The sequence below is a fragment of the Streptomyces sp. NPDC093260 genome (assembly GCF_040683715.1).
Lineage (GTDB): Bacteria > Actinomycetota > Actinomycetes > Streptomycetales > Streptomycetaceae > Streptomyces > Streptomyces sennicomposti.
Genome location: NZ_JBFBEK010000006.1, coordinates 222,162 through 237,164, shown reverse-complemented (window position 1 = coordinate 237,164; position 15,003 = coordinate 222,162). Strand labels below are relative to the sequence as shown.

Genomic DNA, 15,003 nt, shown 5'->3' with positions numbered 1-15,003 from the left:
CGATCCGGACAGGGGTTGCGGGACCGCGATCAGTTCGCGTACGTTCCTGTCCAGGTCATGAGTGACAGCCATGTGGCCCCGGCCGGCTGTCCGGCAACCCTCCGTCCGTGGCGGGGTGCCCCGGGTGAAGACCAGGCCGTAGGCAGCGAGGTCTACGGCAAGCGCGGACCCCTCGCACACTTGTCGAGTGTGGGGCCAGGGGTCCTGGTCGTACGAGGGAGCCTTCCGTGAGCAAGCGAATGCGCTAGGGCCTGCGCCCCGCCTCCGCGTACACCTCTTTTTCCACCGCGCTCGAGGCGCGTCATGCCGTGTGCCGCGTCATGGCCGCTCGCTCGGTGAATTCAGCCTGCTTTCACGGGAGTTCGCCATGTCTGTCTCCACTGTTGCCGCCGACCGGTCCGTTTGTGCCCCGCTGCCCGTTCTGGGACGGGATGTCACCGTGCCGCTGGTGACCGGCGGCGAGGTCGGCTACGCCGCGCTCGACTACGCGGCCAGCGCCCCCGCCCTCCAGCGCGTCTGGGACGACGTGGTCGCCTACGCGCCCTACTACGGCAGCGTCCACCGCGGCGCCGGCTACCTCTCGCAGCTGTCCACCGACCTGTTCGAGAACGCCCGCCGGACGGTCGCGGAGTTCCTCGGCTGCCGCGCGGACGACCAGGTGGTCTTCACCCGCTCCACCACCGACTCGCTCAACCTCCTGGCCCGCGCCCTGCCCGCCGACTGCCGCGTCTTCGTCTTCGAGACCGAGCACCACGCCTCGCTGCTGCCCTGGCGCGAGGCGCAGGTGACGTACCTGAACGCCCCGCGCACCCCCGAGCAGGCGGTGGCGACCCTGGAGCGGGCGCTGGCCGACCGCACCGTACCGATCGAAGGGGGCCACGGTCCCGCCCTGGTCTGCGTGACCGGCGCCTCCAACGTCACCGGCGAGCTGTGGCCGGTGCGCGAGCTGGCCGCCGCCGCCCACGCGCACGGCGCCCGGATCGTCCTGGACGCCGCCCAGCTCGCCCCGCACCACCCGGTCTCCGTGACGGACCTGGACGTCGACTGGGTCGCCTTCTCCGGCCACAAGCTGTACGCCCCGTTCGGCGCCGGAGTGCTGGCGGGCCGCGCGGACTGGCTGCGCGAGGCCGAGCCGTACCTCGCGGGCGGCGGCGCGAGCCGCCGGGTCTCCCGGCGCACCGACGGGGGCGTGGACGTGGAGTGGCACGACAGCGCCGCCCGCCACGAGGCCGGCTCCCCGAACGTCATCGGCGCCTACTCCATCGCCTCCGCCTGCAAGGCGCTCACCGAGGCCGGCTTCGACTCCCTGGTGGCCCGCGAGCGGTACCTGATCGGCAAGGTGCGGGCGGGACTGGCCGAGGTCCCCGAGGTCAGGGTGCTGTCGCTGTTCGGCGACGACGCCCCGCGGGTCGGCGTGATCTCGTTCGTCGTCGAGGGCTGGAACAGCTCCCACTTCGCCGCCGCGCTCTCCGCGGAGTACGGCATCGGGGTGCGCGACGGACTGTTCTGCGCCCACCCGCTGGTGCGCACGCTGCTCGGCAGCGACCCGCAGAGCCAGGGCGAGTGCGGCGCGCCCGAGGCCGCGCCCGGCGAGAAGTCCCTCAACGCCGTCCGCGTCAGCTTCGGCGCCGGCACCCCCGACGAGCACGTCGAGCGGTTCGTGACGGCGGTGCGGGAACTGGTCCGCGACGGCGCGAAGTGGCGCTACCGCACGGAGGACGGCCGCTGCGTCCCGGCGGTGTGATCCCGCACGGGCCTCAGGAGGCGGCGGTACGCCCGGTCAGGAGTCCAGGCCGATGGCGAACGCCGCCTCCAGGTCGTGCTGCGAGTACGTCCGGAACGCCACGTGCGTGTCCGTCGCCTCCACGCCGGGGATCTTGCTGATCCGGCCCGGGATGATCTCCGCCAGGTCCTCGTGCTGCCGCACCCGCACCATGGCGATCAGGTCGTAGGTGCCGGTGACGGAGAAGACCTCGCTCACGCTCTCCAGCGAGGCGATCCGCTCGGCGATCTCGGGAATCCGGTCCACACTGGTCTTGATGAGGACGATCGCGGTGATCACGGCTGGTTCTCTCCCTCGGGGGCCGGAGCGGGGCTGCCCTTCACTCTAGTCGTCCGCCCGGCGCCCACCAGCGCCCCGCCGGGCCGCCGCCCGCGGCGCCCCCGCCCGCCGTGACGGACCCACGCGAACAGGAACCCGAGCCCGAAGCCCACCACGTGCGCCAGGTACGCCACCCCCGGGCCCTGGCCCGCCCGGCCCGCCGCCAGCCACTGGAGGGCCGCCCAGAACGGCAGCACCACCCAAGCGGGCAGCCTGAGCGGCAGGAAGAACAGGAACGGCAGCACGCTCGTCACCCTGGCCCTGGGGAACAGGTAGAGGAAGGCGCCGAGGACCGCCGAGATCGCCCCCGAGGCGCCCACCAGGGTCTGGTCCGAGGCGGAGTGGGCGAGCGCGTAGCCGACCAGCGCGAGATAGCCGCAGCCGGTGTAGAAGAGCGTGAACCGGACCCGGCCCATGCGCTCCTCGGTCATCGCCCCGAAGACGTGCAGGAAGAGCATGTTGCCGAGCAGGTGCACCCAGCTGCCGTGCACGAACAGGGCCGTCGCCGGGGTGAGGGCGGCGCGGGCGGAGCCGGTGAACAGCTCGGCGGGGATCACGCCCCAGCGCCGGAAGTAGGCCTGCTGCGCGGCGAGCAGCGCGTCCCCGGAGCCGTGGGCGGGATTCAGGCCCCCGGCCGGGCCGATCGCGAAGACCAGGCAGCACAGGACGATCAGCGTCCTCGTCACCGGTGCCCGCGTGCTCCGTACCGCCCGCAGGGTTCCGACCGCCCGGACGGCCACCGTGTTCCTGTACCCGATCATGTGCACAGAGCATGGCGTAACGGGACGCATCCGCACAGACCGCCTCGCCGCCGTGGACACCCGGGCGGCGAGGGGCCGCCAGGCCGTAGGGTTACGAGCCAGCGCTCCAGGGAAGCTGGCGCGTCACGGAGACCAGAAGGAAAGTGAAGCCACGATGACGGTTCCCCTGCCGACCGCCACGACGCGGTGGCGCTGCACCCTCTGCGGCAACCTCACCCGCTTCGACGTGACGCGCTCGTCGAAGGTCGTCGAGTACGTCCATCTGGATCTGGCCGGCGAGCCGAGCGTCGAGGAGCGCGAAGTGGTCAGTGAGACCATCGAGTCGGTGCGCTGCCGCTGGTGCAACGCGGTGGACAAGGTGGAACTCGTGGACAGGCCGGGCGCCGGCTCCTGAGCGGAGCGGGCCCCGCACAGGCGATCCCCGGACGGGGGTCCGGCAAGGCATTGGGGTGAGGATGGTGGAGACACGAGGCGGGGAGCCGGACGACGGCGCCGCTGAGGTGCTCGACCGTTCCCTGCCCGACGGCGTGCGGCGCCGGGTCGTGCAGATCGTGGCCGACGCCTTCGGCCGGCTGACCGTCGCCGAGCTGCCGGCCCAGCTGCGCCAGTACGCCCGGTTCGCGCCCAACCGCCGGGCCAAGTTCGCCGGCAACGCGATGGCGGCGGCCCTGGAGGGCGACACGCTGTTCCGCCAGCGCGTGGGGGAGAAGTTCAGAGAGGCCGAGCCGGAGCTGTCCGGCGCCCTGGAATCCGGCTCCCCGCCCCCGGCCGCGGACCCGCTCGACGTGGCGGCCGCGGCCTATGTGCTGCGCCCGCCGGGCTGGGTGAAGCTGGTGACCGCCGCCGGCGAGGAGGTCCAGCGGGCCCACGCCGAACGCGTCGAGGAGGAGAGCCGGGCCGAGCTGGAGCGGCTGCGCGCCGAACTGGCGGCGGCCCGCGAGCAGACCCGTGCGGAGACCGAGCGGCTGCGCGCCGAGCTGGACTCGGCCCGCAAGGAGACCGAGGCCCTGCACCGCAAGCTGCGCGCCGCGCACAGCGACGTCAAGCGCGGCGAGGCGGCGCTGCGCAAGGCGCTGGCCGGGATCGAGGCGGCGCGCGCCGAGGGGCAGACGCAGGTGTCGGCCGCCGAGAGCGAGACCCGGCGGCTCAAGGCGCGCCTCGCCGAGGCGGAGTCCGCCCTGGAGGCCACCCGCAGGGCGGCCCGCGAGGGGCGCAGCGTGGAGGACATGCGGGTACGGCTGCTGCTGGACACCGTCCTCGACGCGGCCCAGGGGCTGCGCCGGGAGCTGGCACTGCCGCCGGTGTCGGTGCGGCCGGCCGAGACCGTGGACGCGGTGGAGCCGGGGCGGATGACCCCGAAGGACATCGCGGCCCGCGCGCTGTCCGAGCACGACCCGGCGGTACTGGACCAGCTGCTGGCTCTGCCGCAGGCGCATCTGGTCGTGGACGGCTACAACGTCACCAAGACCGGCTATCCGCAGATGCCGCTGGAGAAGCAGCGGCTCAGGCTGCTCGGGCAGCTCTCGCAGCTCGCCGCACAGACCGGTGCGGAGGTCACCTGCGTCTTCGACGGGGCGGAACTGGTCGCGCCGGTGCTGCTCGCGCCGCCACGCGGGGTGCGGGTGCTGTTCTCCAAGCCCGGGGTGACCGCCGACGAGCTGATCCGCCAGCTGGTCCGGGCCGAGCCCCCCGGCCGCCCGGTCATCGTCGCCTCCACCGACCGCGAGGTCGCCGACGGCGTGGCGAAGGCGGGCGCCCGCCCGGTGGCCTCGGCGATGCTCCTGAAGCGCTTCTCCGGCGGCTGAGGCGGGTGCGGGGCGCGGCGCCCCGGGGCGCGGGGCCGCGGCGGGCAACCGGAAACGGACATAAGGCGTTTCACTCCGCAATCCCAGCGTAGGGGTTTAACGCCCGAATTGGCGGGCGTGCCGCGCGACCCTGCGTCAACCTGGGTTCACTTCTCGTGAGTTGAGTGCAAAGAAACCTCTCGGGGGGCGGTATTTTCTGCTGTGGGATTTGAATTCATCACGATGAGGTCACTAGGGTCTGCCTTCGAACCTCCAAGCGGGTGATCACCCAAAAGAAGGAGATCGCTTCCGTGGCGTCCCACCGTCGACCCAAACAGCCCAGCCGCGCACGTGTGACCGTGCTCACCGCCACCGCAGCGGCCGCCGTCGCGATCAGCGCACAGGCGGCCAACGCGGCGCCCAGCGCGAAGCCGAGCAAGGACGAGGTCAAGTCCAAGGTCGACAAGCTCTACGAGGAGGCCGAGCAGGCCACCGAGAAGTACAACGGGGCCAAGGAGAAGCAGGAGAAGCTCCAGAAGGAGATCTCCACCATCCAGGACAACGTCGCCCGAGGCCAGCAGGACCTCAACAAGCTGCGCGACGGCATCGGTTCGATGGCGGCCGGCCAGTACCGCACCGGCGGCATCGACCCCTCGCTCCAGCTGTTCCTGTCCGCCGACCCGGACGACTACCTGGACAAGGCCTCCACGCTGGACCAGGTCAGCGGCCAGCAGGCCGACGGTCTGAAGAAGATCCAGGACAAGCAGCGCGAACTCGCCCAGGAGCGCGCCGAGGCCACCGCCAAGCTCAAGGACCTCTCCGCCACCCGGACCGAGCTCGGCAACAAGAAGAAGGAAGTCCAGAGCAAGCTCGCCGAGGCGCAGAAGCTGCTCAACTCCCTCACCGCGCAGGAGAAGGCGGCCCTGGCCGCCGAGCAGAACCGCGCCAGCCGGGCCAGCGAGCGGGCCGCCCTCAACAGCGACACCGGCAACCCCGGCAAGATCTCCGCCGGTTCCGGCCGCGCCGGCGCCGCCTTCTCCGCGGCGCAGAGCAAGATAGGCTCCGCCTACGTCTACGGCGCCACCGGGCCGTCCTCCTTCGACTGCTCGGGCCTCACCTCGTGGGCCTACGCGCAGGCCGGCGTCTCCATCCCGCGCACCTCCGAGTCGCAGGCCAACATCGGCCAGCGGATCTACTCGCAGAGCCAGCTCCAGGTCGGCGACCTCGTCTTCTTCTACGGCGACCTGCACCACGTCGGCCTGTACGCGGGCAACGGCCAGGTGCTGCACGCCCCGCACACCGGAGCCGTCGTGCGCTACGAGGCCATGGGCAACATGCCCTTCCAGTTCGGCGTCCGCGTCTGACGCCACACCGGCCCGGACCGCCGTCCGGATCACGCCGCCGTACCGCCCGAACGGGCGAATCACAGCGGCCCGCACCGACCCCGCGCCCCGCCTCTGACCTGTGTCGGAGGCGGGGCGCCGTGCTGTGCGCGCACCGAGGCGTTTTGGCCGGTGCGTCACCGCGCGGCTACTGTCTGCCGCGTTTCCCCGCCGCCGGAGCGCACCGCCCCGCTGCGGCCGGGAACGCCAACCGTCAGCCAGTGGAGGGAGTTCGGCTTCCCGTGGGGTCTCATCGCCGCCGTGCGCCGTCCGGGTCGGTCCGCGGCGCCGGCACCGCCGCCAGTGTCCTGTCCGTCACGGCCGCCGCCCTCGGCGCCCTGCCGGCCGGCGCCGCACCCGCCGCGCCCGCCACACCGCACGGCGACGCCCGGACCGAGGTCGACCGCCTCTACCAGGAGGCCGAGAAGGCGACCGAGTCCTACGACCGGGCCGACGAACGCGCCGACGCCCTGCGCCGTGAGGTGCACGACCGGCAGGACCGCATCGCCCGCCGGCAGCTGCGCGTCAACGACCTGCGGGACGCGCTCGGCGCTGTGGCCGGCGCCCAGTACCGCTCCGGCGGCCTCGACCCGGCCGTCGCCCTGCTGCTGACCGACGACCCGGCCGACTACCTCGACAGGGCGGCCGTCCTCGACCGGATCGGCGCCCACCAGGCGGAACAGCTGCGGGACCTGCGCCAGGCCCTGCGCGAACTCGACCAGGAACGCACCGAGGCCACCCGAGCCCTGGCCGAACTGGCCCGCAGCCGCACGGCGGTCGCCTCCCACAAGCGGACCGTGGAGCAGAAACTCGCCCGCGCCCGGCGGCTGCTGGACTCCCTCTCGCCGGCCGAGCGGGCCGCCTACGACCGGGCCTCCCGCTTCGGCCGCGCCGACCTCCCGGCCGGCCTCGACGACGGCCCGGCCGCCTCGGCCCGCGCCGCAGCCGCCGTGGCCGCCGCCCGCTCCGCACTCGGCCGCCCCTACGTCTGGGGCGCCAACGGCCCCTCCGGCTTCGACTGCTCTGGCCTGATGCAGTGGTCGTACGCCCAGGCCGGGGTGCATCTGCCGCGCACCTCGCAGGAGCAGCGCTTCGCCGGCCGGCGCGTCCCGCTCTCCCAGGCCCGCCCCGGCGACCTCGTCGTCTACCGCTCCGACGCCGGGCACGTGGGGATGTACGTGGGGCACGGCAAGGTGATCCACGCCCCCTACCCGGGCGCGCCCGTGCGCTACGACCCGGTGAACATGATGCCGGTGGCCTCCGTCACCAGGGTCTGACGGCCGCCCCCGGGCCGCCGTACGATCGGGAAATGGCTGGCCGAAGGCGGATGTCGGGTTCCTCGATGACGGCGGTGTGCCTGCTGCTCGCCTCGCTGACGGCGTGCGGCGGGCCTTCCCCGGCGGACACCGCCCGCCACCAGGTGCAGCTCCTGCTGGACCGGCGGGCCGCCGCCGTCCTGCACCACGACCCGGCCGCCTTCGCCGGCACCGGAGCCCGCGCCCCGTACACCGACCTGAGCGCCGTGCCGCTGTCCGCCTGGTCCTACCGGGTCACCGCGCTGCGCCGCGGCGGCGGCACGGCCACCGCGGACGCCGAACTGAGCTACCGGCTCACCGGTTACGACACCGCGCCCGTCACCGTCGCCCGCACCCTGACCCTGTCCACCGCCGCCGACGGCACCTGGTACGTCGACTCCGAGCGGCCCGCGCCGAGGAGTGCCCAGCAGCTGTGGGACCAGGGCCGCGTGACGGTGGTCCGGGGCGCGCGCAGCATCGTCCTCGGCGTCGGGCAGAGCGACGGCACGCTCCGCGCCTACGCGGGTCTCGCCGACCGCGCGGTGCCCGCCGTGTCGCGGGCGTGGGGCGACGACTGGAGCCGCCGGGTCGTGGTGCTGGTGCCCGGCTCGCTGGACCGGATGGCCGCGCTGCTCGGCTCGACCGCCGCCGGGTACCGAGGGATCGCCGCCGTCACCACCGGCGAGACGGGCGGCGGCCGGACGCCCGCCGACCGCGTCATCGTCAACCCGGACGCGTACGGCGTCCTCGGCCCCGTCGGCAAGCAGGTGGTGCTCACCCACGAGACCACCCACGTCGCCACCCGCGCCCACACCGGCGCCGCCACCCCGCTGTGGCTGTCCGAGGGCTACGCCGACTGGGTCGGCTACCGCGGCGCCGGACGCACCCCCGACGAGGTCGCCCCCGAACTCCAGCGCGCCGTCGCCGACGGCGAGGAGCCCGCCGCCCTGCCCGCCGACGCGGACTTCGGCTTCGCCGGGGACGCGACCCGCCTCGCCCAGGCCTACGAGGGCGGCTGGCTGGCCTGCCGGATGATCGCCGCCCACTGGGGCGAGGACCGGCTCGACGCCTTCTACCGGGCCGTCGGCAGCCACCAGCACCGCACCGGCGCGGTCGAGGACGCGCTGCGGACCGTGCTGGACACCACCCCGGGGGAGTTCACCGCCCGCTGGCGCGCGTACCTGCGGGCCCAACTCGGCTGACGGCGGCTGTCATTCCCGGGGCGCCGTCGCCGGCCGGCCGAGCACCCCGGCCTGGCCCGGCAGCGACACGCGCACCGGTCCTGGCACGGTGGAGCGCCACAGCGCCCGGCCCGCGGACACGCACGCCGCCACCAGCAGGCCGTTGCGCAGGAACAGCAGGGCGACGCCGAGCCGGTCGCTCGCCACCACGTCCGCGAAGTACACCGGGAACTCCAGCACCGTCACCGCCGACGCGGCCAGCACCAGCGCGGCCGGCCACCGCATCGGGCTGTCCCGGAAGCACAGGCAGACCGCCGCGAGACCCACCAGCCACACCAGGTACTGCGGGCTGATCACCCGGCTGGTGGCCGTGAACAGCAGCACCGCCGTGAACGCGGCGTCCGCCGGAGTGTGCGGCGCTGCCCTGCGCGCCCGCAGCCACCACAGCAGCAGCCAGCCGAAGGCCGCCGCGGTCAGGACCAGCGCGGCGGTGCTCACCGCGCCGACGTACGGGCCGAGGAACTCCATCGAGCCGTAGTTCAGCAGCACCTGGCCCGACCAGCCGAAGTGCCGGGCCACATGGAAGACGAGCGCGCCGAGCGACTCCACCTCCGTGCCCCGGTCGCGCTGGGCGGTCAGGAAGGACAGCGCACCGGGCAGGGCGAGCGCGAGCAGCGCCGCCGGCCCCACCGACGCCACCGCCGCCGAGGTCCACGCCCGGCGCCCGGCCGCGCCCCGCACCCCCACCAGCAGCAGCGCCGGCCACACCTTCAGCAGCGCCCCCGCGCCCGCCAGTGCCCCCAGCACCCGTGGCCGCCGGGCCCCGGCGAGCAGCGCGGCCACCGCCACCGCGGTCACCATCACGTCGTAGCGGGCGTACAGCGTCGGACCGAGCACGGCCGCGCCCGCCGTCCACGCCCACGCCCCGCGCAGCGGCCGGCCCGGAGCCCGCCCGCCGTACAGCAGCAGGGCCAGCACGGTCAGATCGGCCACCACGGCCAGGACGTAGAACGCGGTCGCGTAGCCGAGGAAGGGCAGCGCGGCGGGGGAGACGACCGCCAGCGCCGCGCCCGGCGGATACTGCCAGGCCACGTCCGCCACCGGGAACGAGCCCTGGCGCAGCACCTCGTACCAGCCCCGGTAGATCACCGACACATCACTGGTGACGTCCGGGCCCGGGAAGGCGAGCACCCGCAGGACGCACAGCAGCAGCAGTGCGCGGCTCGCGCCCCAGACCGCCAGCAGCGCGGCCAGGCGCCGCCCCGTGCCCGCCTCGTCCACCCGCCACCCCGATCCCGCCGTCCGCGCGGCCTCGTTCCCTACCCGCCCGGCGCCTGCTGCGTCCCGAGCGCTCCCATGGTCTCCCGGCCCATGGTCCCCCGGCTCCCCGTGCGCGGGCCACGGGAGTACGCCCGCCCGGGGAGACTTGACCGCCCGATGCGGACGCGGCCGGATCGGCTAGGGTCTGCGGCGATGCGCAAGACCCTCGTCGTGACCAACGACTTCCCACCCCGCCCGGGCGGCATCCAGGCATTTCTGCACAACATGGCGCTGCGCCTGGACCCGGACCGGCTCGTCGTCTACGCCTCCACCTGGAACCGCAGCGCGGAGGGCCGCCGGGCCACGGCCGCCTTCGACGCCGAGCAGCCCTTCACCGTCGTACGCGACCGTACGACGATGCTGCTGCCCACCCCGGACGCCACCCGGCGCGCCACCGGACTGCTGCGCGAGCACGGCTGCACGGCCGTCTGGTTCGGCGCGGCCGCCCCGCTCGGACTGATGGCCCCCGCCCTCAGACGCGCGGGCGCCGAGCGGCTGGTGGCCACCACCCACGGCCACGAGGCCGGCTGGGCGCAGCTGCCCGGCGCGCGGCGACTGCTGCACCGCATCGGGGAGACCACGGACACCCTCACCTACCTCGGCGAGTACACCCGGTCCCGGATCGCCCGCGCGCTGGCGCCCGCTGCCGCCGCGCGGATGGCCCAACTGCCGCCCGGCGTGGACGAGAAGACCTTCCACCCGGGTTCGGGCGGTGCCGAGGTGCGGGCCCGGCTCGGGCTCAGCGACCGGCCGGTGGTCGTGTGCGTGTCCCGGCTGGTGCGGCGCAAGGGGCAGGACACCCTGATCCGGGCCCTGCCGCGCATCCTGGCCGCCGAGCCGGACACGGTGCTGCTGATCGTCGGCGGCGGGCCGTACGAGAAGGACCTGCGCCGGCTGGCCGCCGAGACCGGGGTGGCCGCGTCCGTGCGCTTCACCGGGGCGGTGCCCTGGGCCGAACTGCCCGCGCACTACGGCGCCGGCGACGTCTTCGCCATGCCCTGCCGCACCCGGCGCGGCGGCCTGGACGTGGAGGGGCTCGGCATCGTCTACCTCGAGGCGTCGGCGACCGGACTGCCGGTCGTCGCCGGGGACTCCGGCGGCGCGCCTGACGCGGTGCTCGACGGCGAGACCGGCTGGGTGGTGCGTGGCACCAGTCCCGAGGAGGCCGCCGACCGCGTCGCCACCCTCCTCGGCGACGCGGAACTGCGCCGGCGCATGGGGGAGCGGGGCCGGGAGTGGGTCCTGGAGAAGTGGCGCTGGGACCTGCTCGCGGAACGCCTCAAGGAGCTTCTGGCGTGAGGGAGTCGGGGGCGCCGTCCGGTGAGACGGCGACGCCGGGACGCACGTCCGACCCGCACGACCCGCGCCGCACACGACGGCGCGGCGCCCCCGAGGGAGGCGCCGCGCCGCAGGCGTGAGGTGCGGGCGGGCTACTTGGCGTAGAGCGCCTCGATCTCGTCGGCGTAGTCCTTCGCGACCACGTTCCGCTTCAGCTTCAGCGACGGCGTCAGATGGCCGGACTCTTCGGTGAACTGCGTCGACAGGATGCGGAACTTGCGGACCGACTCCGCCTTCGACACCGCGGCGTTGCCGTCGTCCACGGCCGACTGGATCGCGGCGTTCAGGTCCGGGTCGTCGCGCAGCGAGGCGACCGTGCAGCCGGCCGGCTTGCCGTGCTCGGCGCACCAGCGGCCCAGGAACTCCTCGTCGATGGTGACGAGCGCGCCCACGAACGGCCGCCCGTCGCCGACCACCATGCACTCGGCGACCAGCGCGTGCGCCCGGATGCGGTCCTCGATCACGGCCGGGGCGACGTTCTTGCCGCCCGCGGTGACGATGATCTCCTTCTTGCGGCCGGTGATCCGCAGATACCCGTCCTCGTCCAGGGTGCCGATGTCGCCGGTGTGGAACCAGCCGTCGGCCAGCGCCTCCCGGGTGGCGTCCGGGTTGTTCCAGTACTCCTTGAACAGGTGCTCGCCGTGCAGCAGCACCTCGCCGTCGTCGGCGATGCGGACCACCGAGCCGGGCAGCGGCTGTCCGACGGTGCCGATCTTCTGCCGGTCCCAGGGGTTGAACGCGGTCGCCGCGCACGACTCGGTCAGGCCGTAGCCCTCCAGCACCGTGAAGCCGATGCCGCGGAAGAAGTGGCCGAGGCGCTCGCCGAGCGGGGCGCCGCCGGAGATGGCGTACTCGCCGCGCCCGCCGAGCACCGCGCGCAGCTTGCTGTAGACCAGCCGGTCGAAGACCCTGTGCCTGATCCTCAGGCCGAGCGACGGGCCGGAGGGGGCGTCCAGGGCCTTGCTGTAGGCGATCGCGGTGTCCGCGGCCTTGTCGAAGATCCTTCCCTTGCCGTCGGCCTGCGCCTTGGCGCGCGCCGAGTTGTAGACCTTCTCGAACACCCGCGGCACACCCAGTATCAGCGTCGGGCGGAACGCGGCCAGTTCGTCGGTGAGGTTCTTGATGTCGGGGACGCAGCCGAGCTTGATCGGGGCCATCATCGGGGCGACCTGGACCAGCCGGCCGAAGACGTGCGCCAGCGGCAGGAAGAGCAGCACGGAGCACTCGCCGGTGCGGAACAGGGGCCGCAGCCGCTCCACGACGTTGCCGCACTCGGCGAAGAAGCTGCGGTGGGTGAGCACACAGCCCTTGGGGCGGCCGGTGGTGCCGCTCGTGTACACGATGGTCGCCGGGTCGTCGGCCTTGGCCAGCGAGCCGCGCTCCTCGACGGTGGCGTCGGAGACGTCCCGGCCGACGCGGGCCAGCTCCTCCACGCCGCCGGCCTCGATCTGCCAGACGCTCTTGAGGGCGGGCAGGCTCTCGCGCACCGACTCCACGGCGGCGGCGTGGGCGTCCTGCTCCACGACGCAGGCGGTGGCGCCCGAGTCGCTGAGGATCCAGCGCACCTGCTCGGGCGAACTGGTCTCGTACACCGGCACGGTGATCGCGCCCGCGCTCCAGATGGCGAAGTCGAGCAGTGTCCACTCGTAGCGGGTGCGGGACATCAGGCCGACCCGGTCGCCGGGCTGGATGCCGGAGGCGATCAGGCCCTTGGCGGCGGTGTGCACCTCGGCGAGGAAGTCGCGGGCGGTGACGTCCTGCCAGCGGCCGCCGACCTTGCGGGCGATGACGGCGACGTCCGGATGCTGCGCGGCGTTTCTGCGGACGATGTCGGTCAGATTTCCGTCCGCGGGGACCTCGTACAAAGCCGGAAGGCTGAACTCGCGCAAGACTGCTGCTCCTCATAGGGCGCCGGCGCCACGACGTTGTGTGATGCGACGGTGCGGTCCAAGGCTCGGTCGGTGCCCAGGGCTTCACCAGGAGCCTTTTCGGCCCCGATGGTTGAAATCCAGAGCACGACTGGACTGCCCGGAGGTTACCCGCCGGTATGGCTTCTTCGACAGGGGGCCCGGCGAGATGTTCGCTGCGTCACACGTGGGGTGTTTCCTCGCGCACAGTAGTCGACCCGCTGAACAACTGGCCAGTAACCGGCCTCCGGCGAGGCCTGTTCACGATTGCGGCGCTCCGCCTACGCTTGATCGCCATGGCACCCCCACCCGGCCGGGACGGCAGGACGCGCATCCACGTCGTCAGCGACGTGCACGGCAACGCACGCGATCTGGCCAGGGCGGGCGACGGCGCCGACGCCCTGGTCTGCCTCGGCGACCTCATCCTCTTCCTCGACTACGCCGACCACTCGCGCGGCATCCTCCCCGACCTGTTCGGCGTCGAGAACGCCCACCGCCTCGTCGAGCTGCGCACCGCCCGCAGATTCGCGGAGGCGCGCGAACTCGGCGCCCGGCTGTGGGCCGGCGTCGAGGGCGACCGGGCCGCCGTCATCGAAGGCGCGGTGCGCGCGCAGTACGCCGAACTCTTCGCCGCCTTCCCCACGCCGACGTACGCCACCTACGGCAATGTCGACATGCCGCCGCTGTGGCCCGAGTTCGCCCGTGAGGGCACCACCGTGCTCGACGGGCAGCGGGTGGAGATCGGCGGCCGCGTCTTCGGCTTCGTCGGCGGCGGCCTGCGCACCCCCATGCGCACCCCGTACGAGATCGGCGACGAGGAGTACGCGGCGAAGATCGAGGCGGTCGGCGAGGTCGACGTGCTGTGCACCCACATCCCGCCGGACGTGCCCGAACTCGTCTACGACACCGTCGCCCGCCGCTTCGAGCGCGGCAGCCGCGCGCTGCTGGACGCCATCCGCCGCACCCGCCCCCGGTACGCGCTGTTCGGCCACGTCCACCAGCCGCTGGTCCGGCGGATGCGGATCGGCGCGACCGAGTGCGTGAACGTCGGTCACTTCGCGCGGACGGGACGGCCGTGGGTGCTGGAGTGGTGAGGCGGGGCGGGTGCGGTGGGCGGCGGGGGCGTGAGGAGCGGCGTGCCGTGAGGAGTCGGCGGGGGTGGCGTGAGGAGTGGCGGGCGCGCGCGTCCGCCGTGGCCGTCGGTGGGGGTTCAGTCCGCCGTGCGCCTGCGCGGTAGCCTTCCGCTGCACACACGTGCGCACGACGACCCGACTTCCGGTCCGCACCTGGAGGAGCCACGGCGATGGCGGAACACACCAGCTCGAGCATCACGATCGAGGCGGCCCCCGCCGACGTCATGGGGGTGATCGCCGACTTCGCCCGCTACCCCGACTGGACCGGCGAGGTGAAGGAGGCCGAGGTCCTCAAGGCGGACGAGCGGGGCCGCGCCGAGCAGGTGCGCCTGGTCATGGACGCGGGCGCCATCAAGGACGACCAGACCCTCGCCTACACCTGGACCGGCGACAACGAGGTCTCCTGGACCCTGGTCAAGTCCCAGATGCTGCGCTCCCTGGACGGCTCCTACCTCCTGCGCCGGTCAGGCCCGGCCACCACCGAGGTCACCTACCGCCTCACGGTGGACGTCAAGATCCCCATGCTTGGCATGATCAAGCGCAAGGCGGAGAAGGTCATCATCGACCGGGCGCTCGCGGGACTGAAGAAGCGGGTGGAGTCGCAGGAGCGGTAGGCCCTCCGGCCGGGGGCGGCCTTCCGATCCTGGTCCCGCCGGGGTGGCCCGTCGGCGGCCGGGCCGGCACGGGAGCCGCGGTCGGTTCGGCACGGGAGCTGTCGGATGCGCCCGAAGCCGGTTTCCAGCCGTCCGAGGTCCGGTCGGATCCGATCGCCCTCCCGGGCCGTCGGGGGCCGCCGGCCCG

At 73.7% G+C, this 15,003-nt stretch carries 13 protein-coding genes and 1 riboswitch; of the genes, 9 read left to right on the top strand and 4 right to left on the bottom strand.

The window, feature by feature from the left end:
- The first annotated feature begins 53 nt into the window (after positions 1 to 53).
- A riboswitch (SAM riboswitch) is annotated at positions 54 to 170 on the top strand.
- A gap of 197 nt (positions 171 to 367) precedes the next feature.
- On the top strand, positions 368 to 1,744 hold the full coding sequence (locus tag AB0N63_RS10570; protein WP_365526907.1) for an aminotransferase class V-fold PLP-dependent enzyme: 1,377 nt from the start codon (positions 368 to 370) through the stop codon (positions 1,742 to 1,744).
- Between the two features lie 36 nt (positions 1,745 to 1,780).
- Here AB0N63_RS10570 and AB0N63_RS10565 read toward each other — a convergent pair whose 3' ends face one another.
- Both AB0N63_RS10565 and AB0N63_RS10560 read right to left on the bottom strand, forming a co-directional pair.
- A complete protein-coding gene (locus AB0N63_RS10565) occupies positions 1,781 to 2,062 on the bottom strand; it encodes an Lrp/AsnC ligand binding domain-containing protein (RefSeq protein WP_009188173.1) in 282 nt (93 codons plus the stop codon).
- On the bottom strand, positions 2,059 to 2,862 hold the full coding sequence (locus AB0N63_RS10560) for a rhomboid family intramembrane serine protease (RefSeq protein WP_365526905.1): 804 nt from the start codon (positions 2,860 to 2,862) through the stop codon (positions 2,059 to 2,061). The genes AB0N63_RS10565 and AB0N63_RS10560 overlap by 4 nt, the downstream gene beginning before the upstream one ends.
- A 154-nt stretch (positions 2,863 to 3,016) precedes the next feature.
- Here AB0N63_RS10560 and AB0N63_RS10555 point away from each other — a divergent pair, with 154 nt between their 5' ends.
- The 5 genes from AB0N63_RS10555 to AB0N63_RS10535 all read left to right on the top strand — a co-directional run bounded on the left by AB0N63_RS10555 (position 3,017) and on the right by AB0N63_RS10535 (position 8,525).
- Positions 3,017 to 3,256: a hypothetical protein gene (locus AB0N63_RS10555; protein ID WP_365526903.1), complete on the top strand. Its 240-nt coding sequence runs from the start codon at positions 3,017 to 3,019 to the stop codon at positions 3,254 to 3,256.
- Between the two features lie 61 nt (positions 3,257 to 3,317).
- On the top strand, positions 3,318 to 4,667 hold the full coding sequence (locus tag AB0N63_RS10550) for an NYN domain-containing protein (RefSeq protein ID WP_365526901.1): 1,350 nt from the start codon (positions 3,318 to 3,320) through the stop codon (positions 4,665 to 4,667).
- A gap of 290 nt (positions 4,668 to 4,957) precedes the next feature.
- Positions 4,958 to 6,010 carry a C40 family peptidase gene (locus AB0N63_RS10545; RefSeq protein WP_009188161.1) on the top strand — a complete coding sequence of 351 codons (1,053 nt, stop codon included), beginning with the start codon at positions 4,958 to 4,960 and terminating at the stop codon, positions 6,008 to 6,010.
- Positions 6,011 to 6,270: 260 nt separating this feature from the next.
- Positions 6,271 to 7,305, top strand: a complete 1,035-nt coding sequence (locus AB0N63_RS10540) for an NlpC/P60 family protein (protein ID WP_365526898.1) — start codon at positions 6,271 to 6,273, stop codon at positions 7,303 to 7,305.
- 32 nt (positions 7,306 to 7,337) lie between these two features.
- Positions 7,338 to 8,525: a hypothetical protein gene (locus AB0N63_RS10535; RefSeq protein ID WP_365526895.1), complete on the top strand. Its 1,188-nt coding sequence runs from the start codon at positions 7,338 to 7,340 to the stop codon at positions 8,523 to 8,525.
- Positions 8,526 to 8,534: 9 nt separating this feature from the next.
- Here AB0N63_RS10535 and AB0N63_RS10530 read toward each other — a convergent pair whose 3' ends face one another.
- Positions 8,535 to 9,785 (bottom strand): glycosyltransferase 87 family protein, encoded by a 1,251-nt coding sequence (locus tag AB0N63_RS10530; RefSeq protein WP_365526892.1) that lies wholly within the window; start codon positions 9,783 to 9,785, stop codon positions 8,535 to 8,537.
- Between the two features lie 192 nt (positions 9,786 to 9,977).
- Here AB0N63_RS10530 and AB0N63_RS10525 point away from each other — a divergent pair, with 192 nt between their 5' ends.
- Positions 9,978 to 11,123: a glycosyltransferase family 4 protein gene (locus AB0N63_RS10525; protein ID WP_365526890.1), complete on the top strand. Its 1,146-nt coding sequence runs from the start codon at positions 9,978 to 9,980 to the stop codon at positions 11,121 to 11,123.
- Between the two features lie 131 nt (positions 11,124 to 11,254).
- Here AB0N63_RS10525 and AB0N63_RS10520 read toward each other — a convergent pair whose 3' ends face one another.
- Complete coding sequence (locus tag AB0N63_RS10520) at positions 11,255 to 13,051, bottom strand: AMP-binding protein (protein WP_365526888.1); 1,797 nt, start codon at positions 13,049 to 13,051, stop codon at positions 11,255 to 11,257.
- A gap of 314 nt (positions 13,052 to 13,365) precedes the next feature.
- On the opposite strand from AB0N63_RS10520, the gene AB0N63_RS10515 reads away from it, so the two are divergent.
- The gene (locus AB0N63_RS10515; protein ID WP_365526885.1) at positions 13,366 to 14,163 is read left to right on the top strand and encodes a metallophosphoesterase; all 798 of its coding nucleotides are present in this window, start codon (positions 13,366 to 13,368) and stop codon (positions 14,161 to 14,163) included.
- A 209-nt stretch (positions 14,164 to 14,372) separates the two neighbouring features.
- Positions 14,373 to 14,816: an SRPBCC family protein gene (locus tag AB0N63_RS10510; protein WP_365526883.1), complete on the top strand. Its 444-nt coding sequence runs from the start codon at positions 14,373 to 14,375 to the stop codon at positions 14,814 to 14,816.
- Positions 14,817 to 15,003: the final 187 nt, after the last annotated feature.

Coding starts and splice junctions, on each gene's coding strand:
- AB0N63_RS10555 (WP_365526903.1), top strand. CDS start 3,017: ATGACGGTTCCCCTGCCGACCGCCACGACGCGGTGGCGCTGCACCCTC.
- AB0N63_RS10560 (WP_365526905.1), bottom strand. CDS start 2,862: ATGATCGGGTACAGGAACACGGTGGCCGTCCGGGCGGTCGGAACCCTG.
- AB0N63_RS10510 (WP_365526883.1), top strand. CDS start 14,373: ATGGCGGAACACACCAGCTCGAGCATCACGATCGAGGCGGCCCCCGCC.
- AB0N63_RS10515 (WP_365526885.1), top strand. CDS start 13,366: ATGGCACCCCCACCCGGCCGGGACGGCAGGACGCGCATCCACGTCGTC.
- AB0N63_RS10535 (WP_365526895.1), top strand. CDS start 7,338: ATGGCTGGCCGAAGGCGGATGTCGGGTTCCTCGATGACGGCGGTGTGC.
- AB0N63_RS10570 (WP_365526907.1), top strand. CDS start 368: ATGTCTGTCTCCACTGTTGCCGCCGACCGGTCCGTTTGTGCCCCGCTG.
- AB0N63_RS10525 (WP_365526890.1), top strand. CDS start 9,978: ATGCGCAAGACCCTCGTCGTGACCAACGACTTCCCACCCCGCCCGGGC.
- AB0N63_RS10550 (WP_365526901.1), top strand. CDS start 3,318: ATGGTGGAGACACGAGGCGGGGAGCCGGACGACGGCGCCGCTGAGGTG.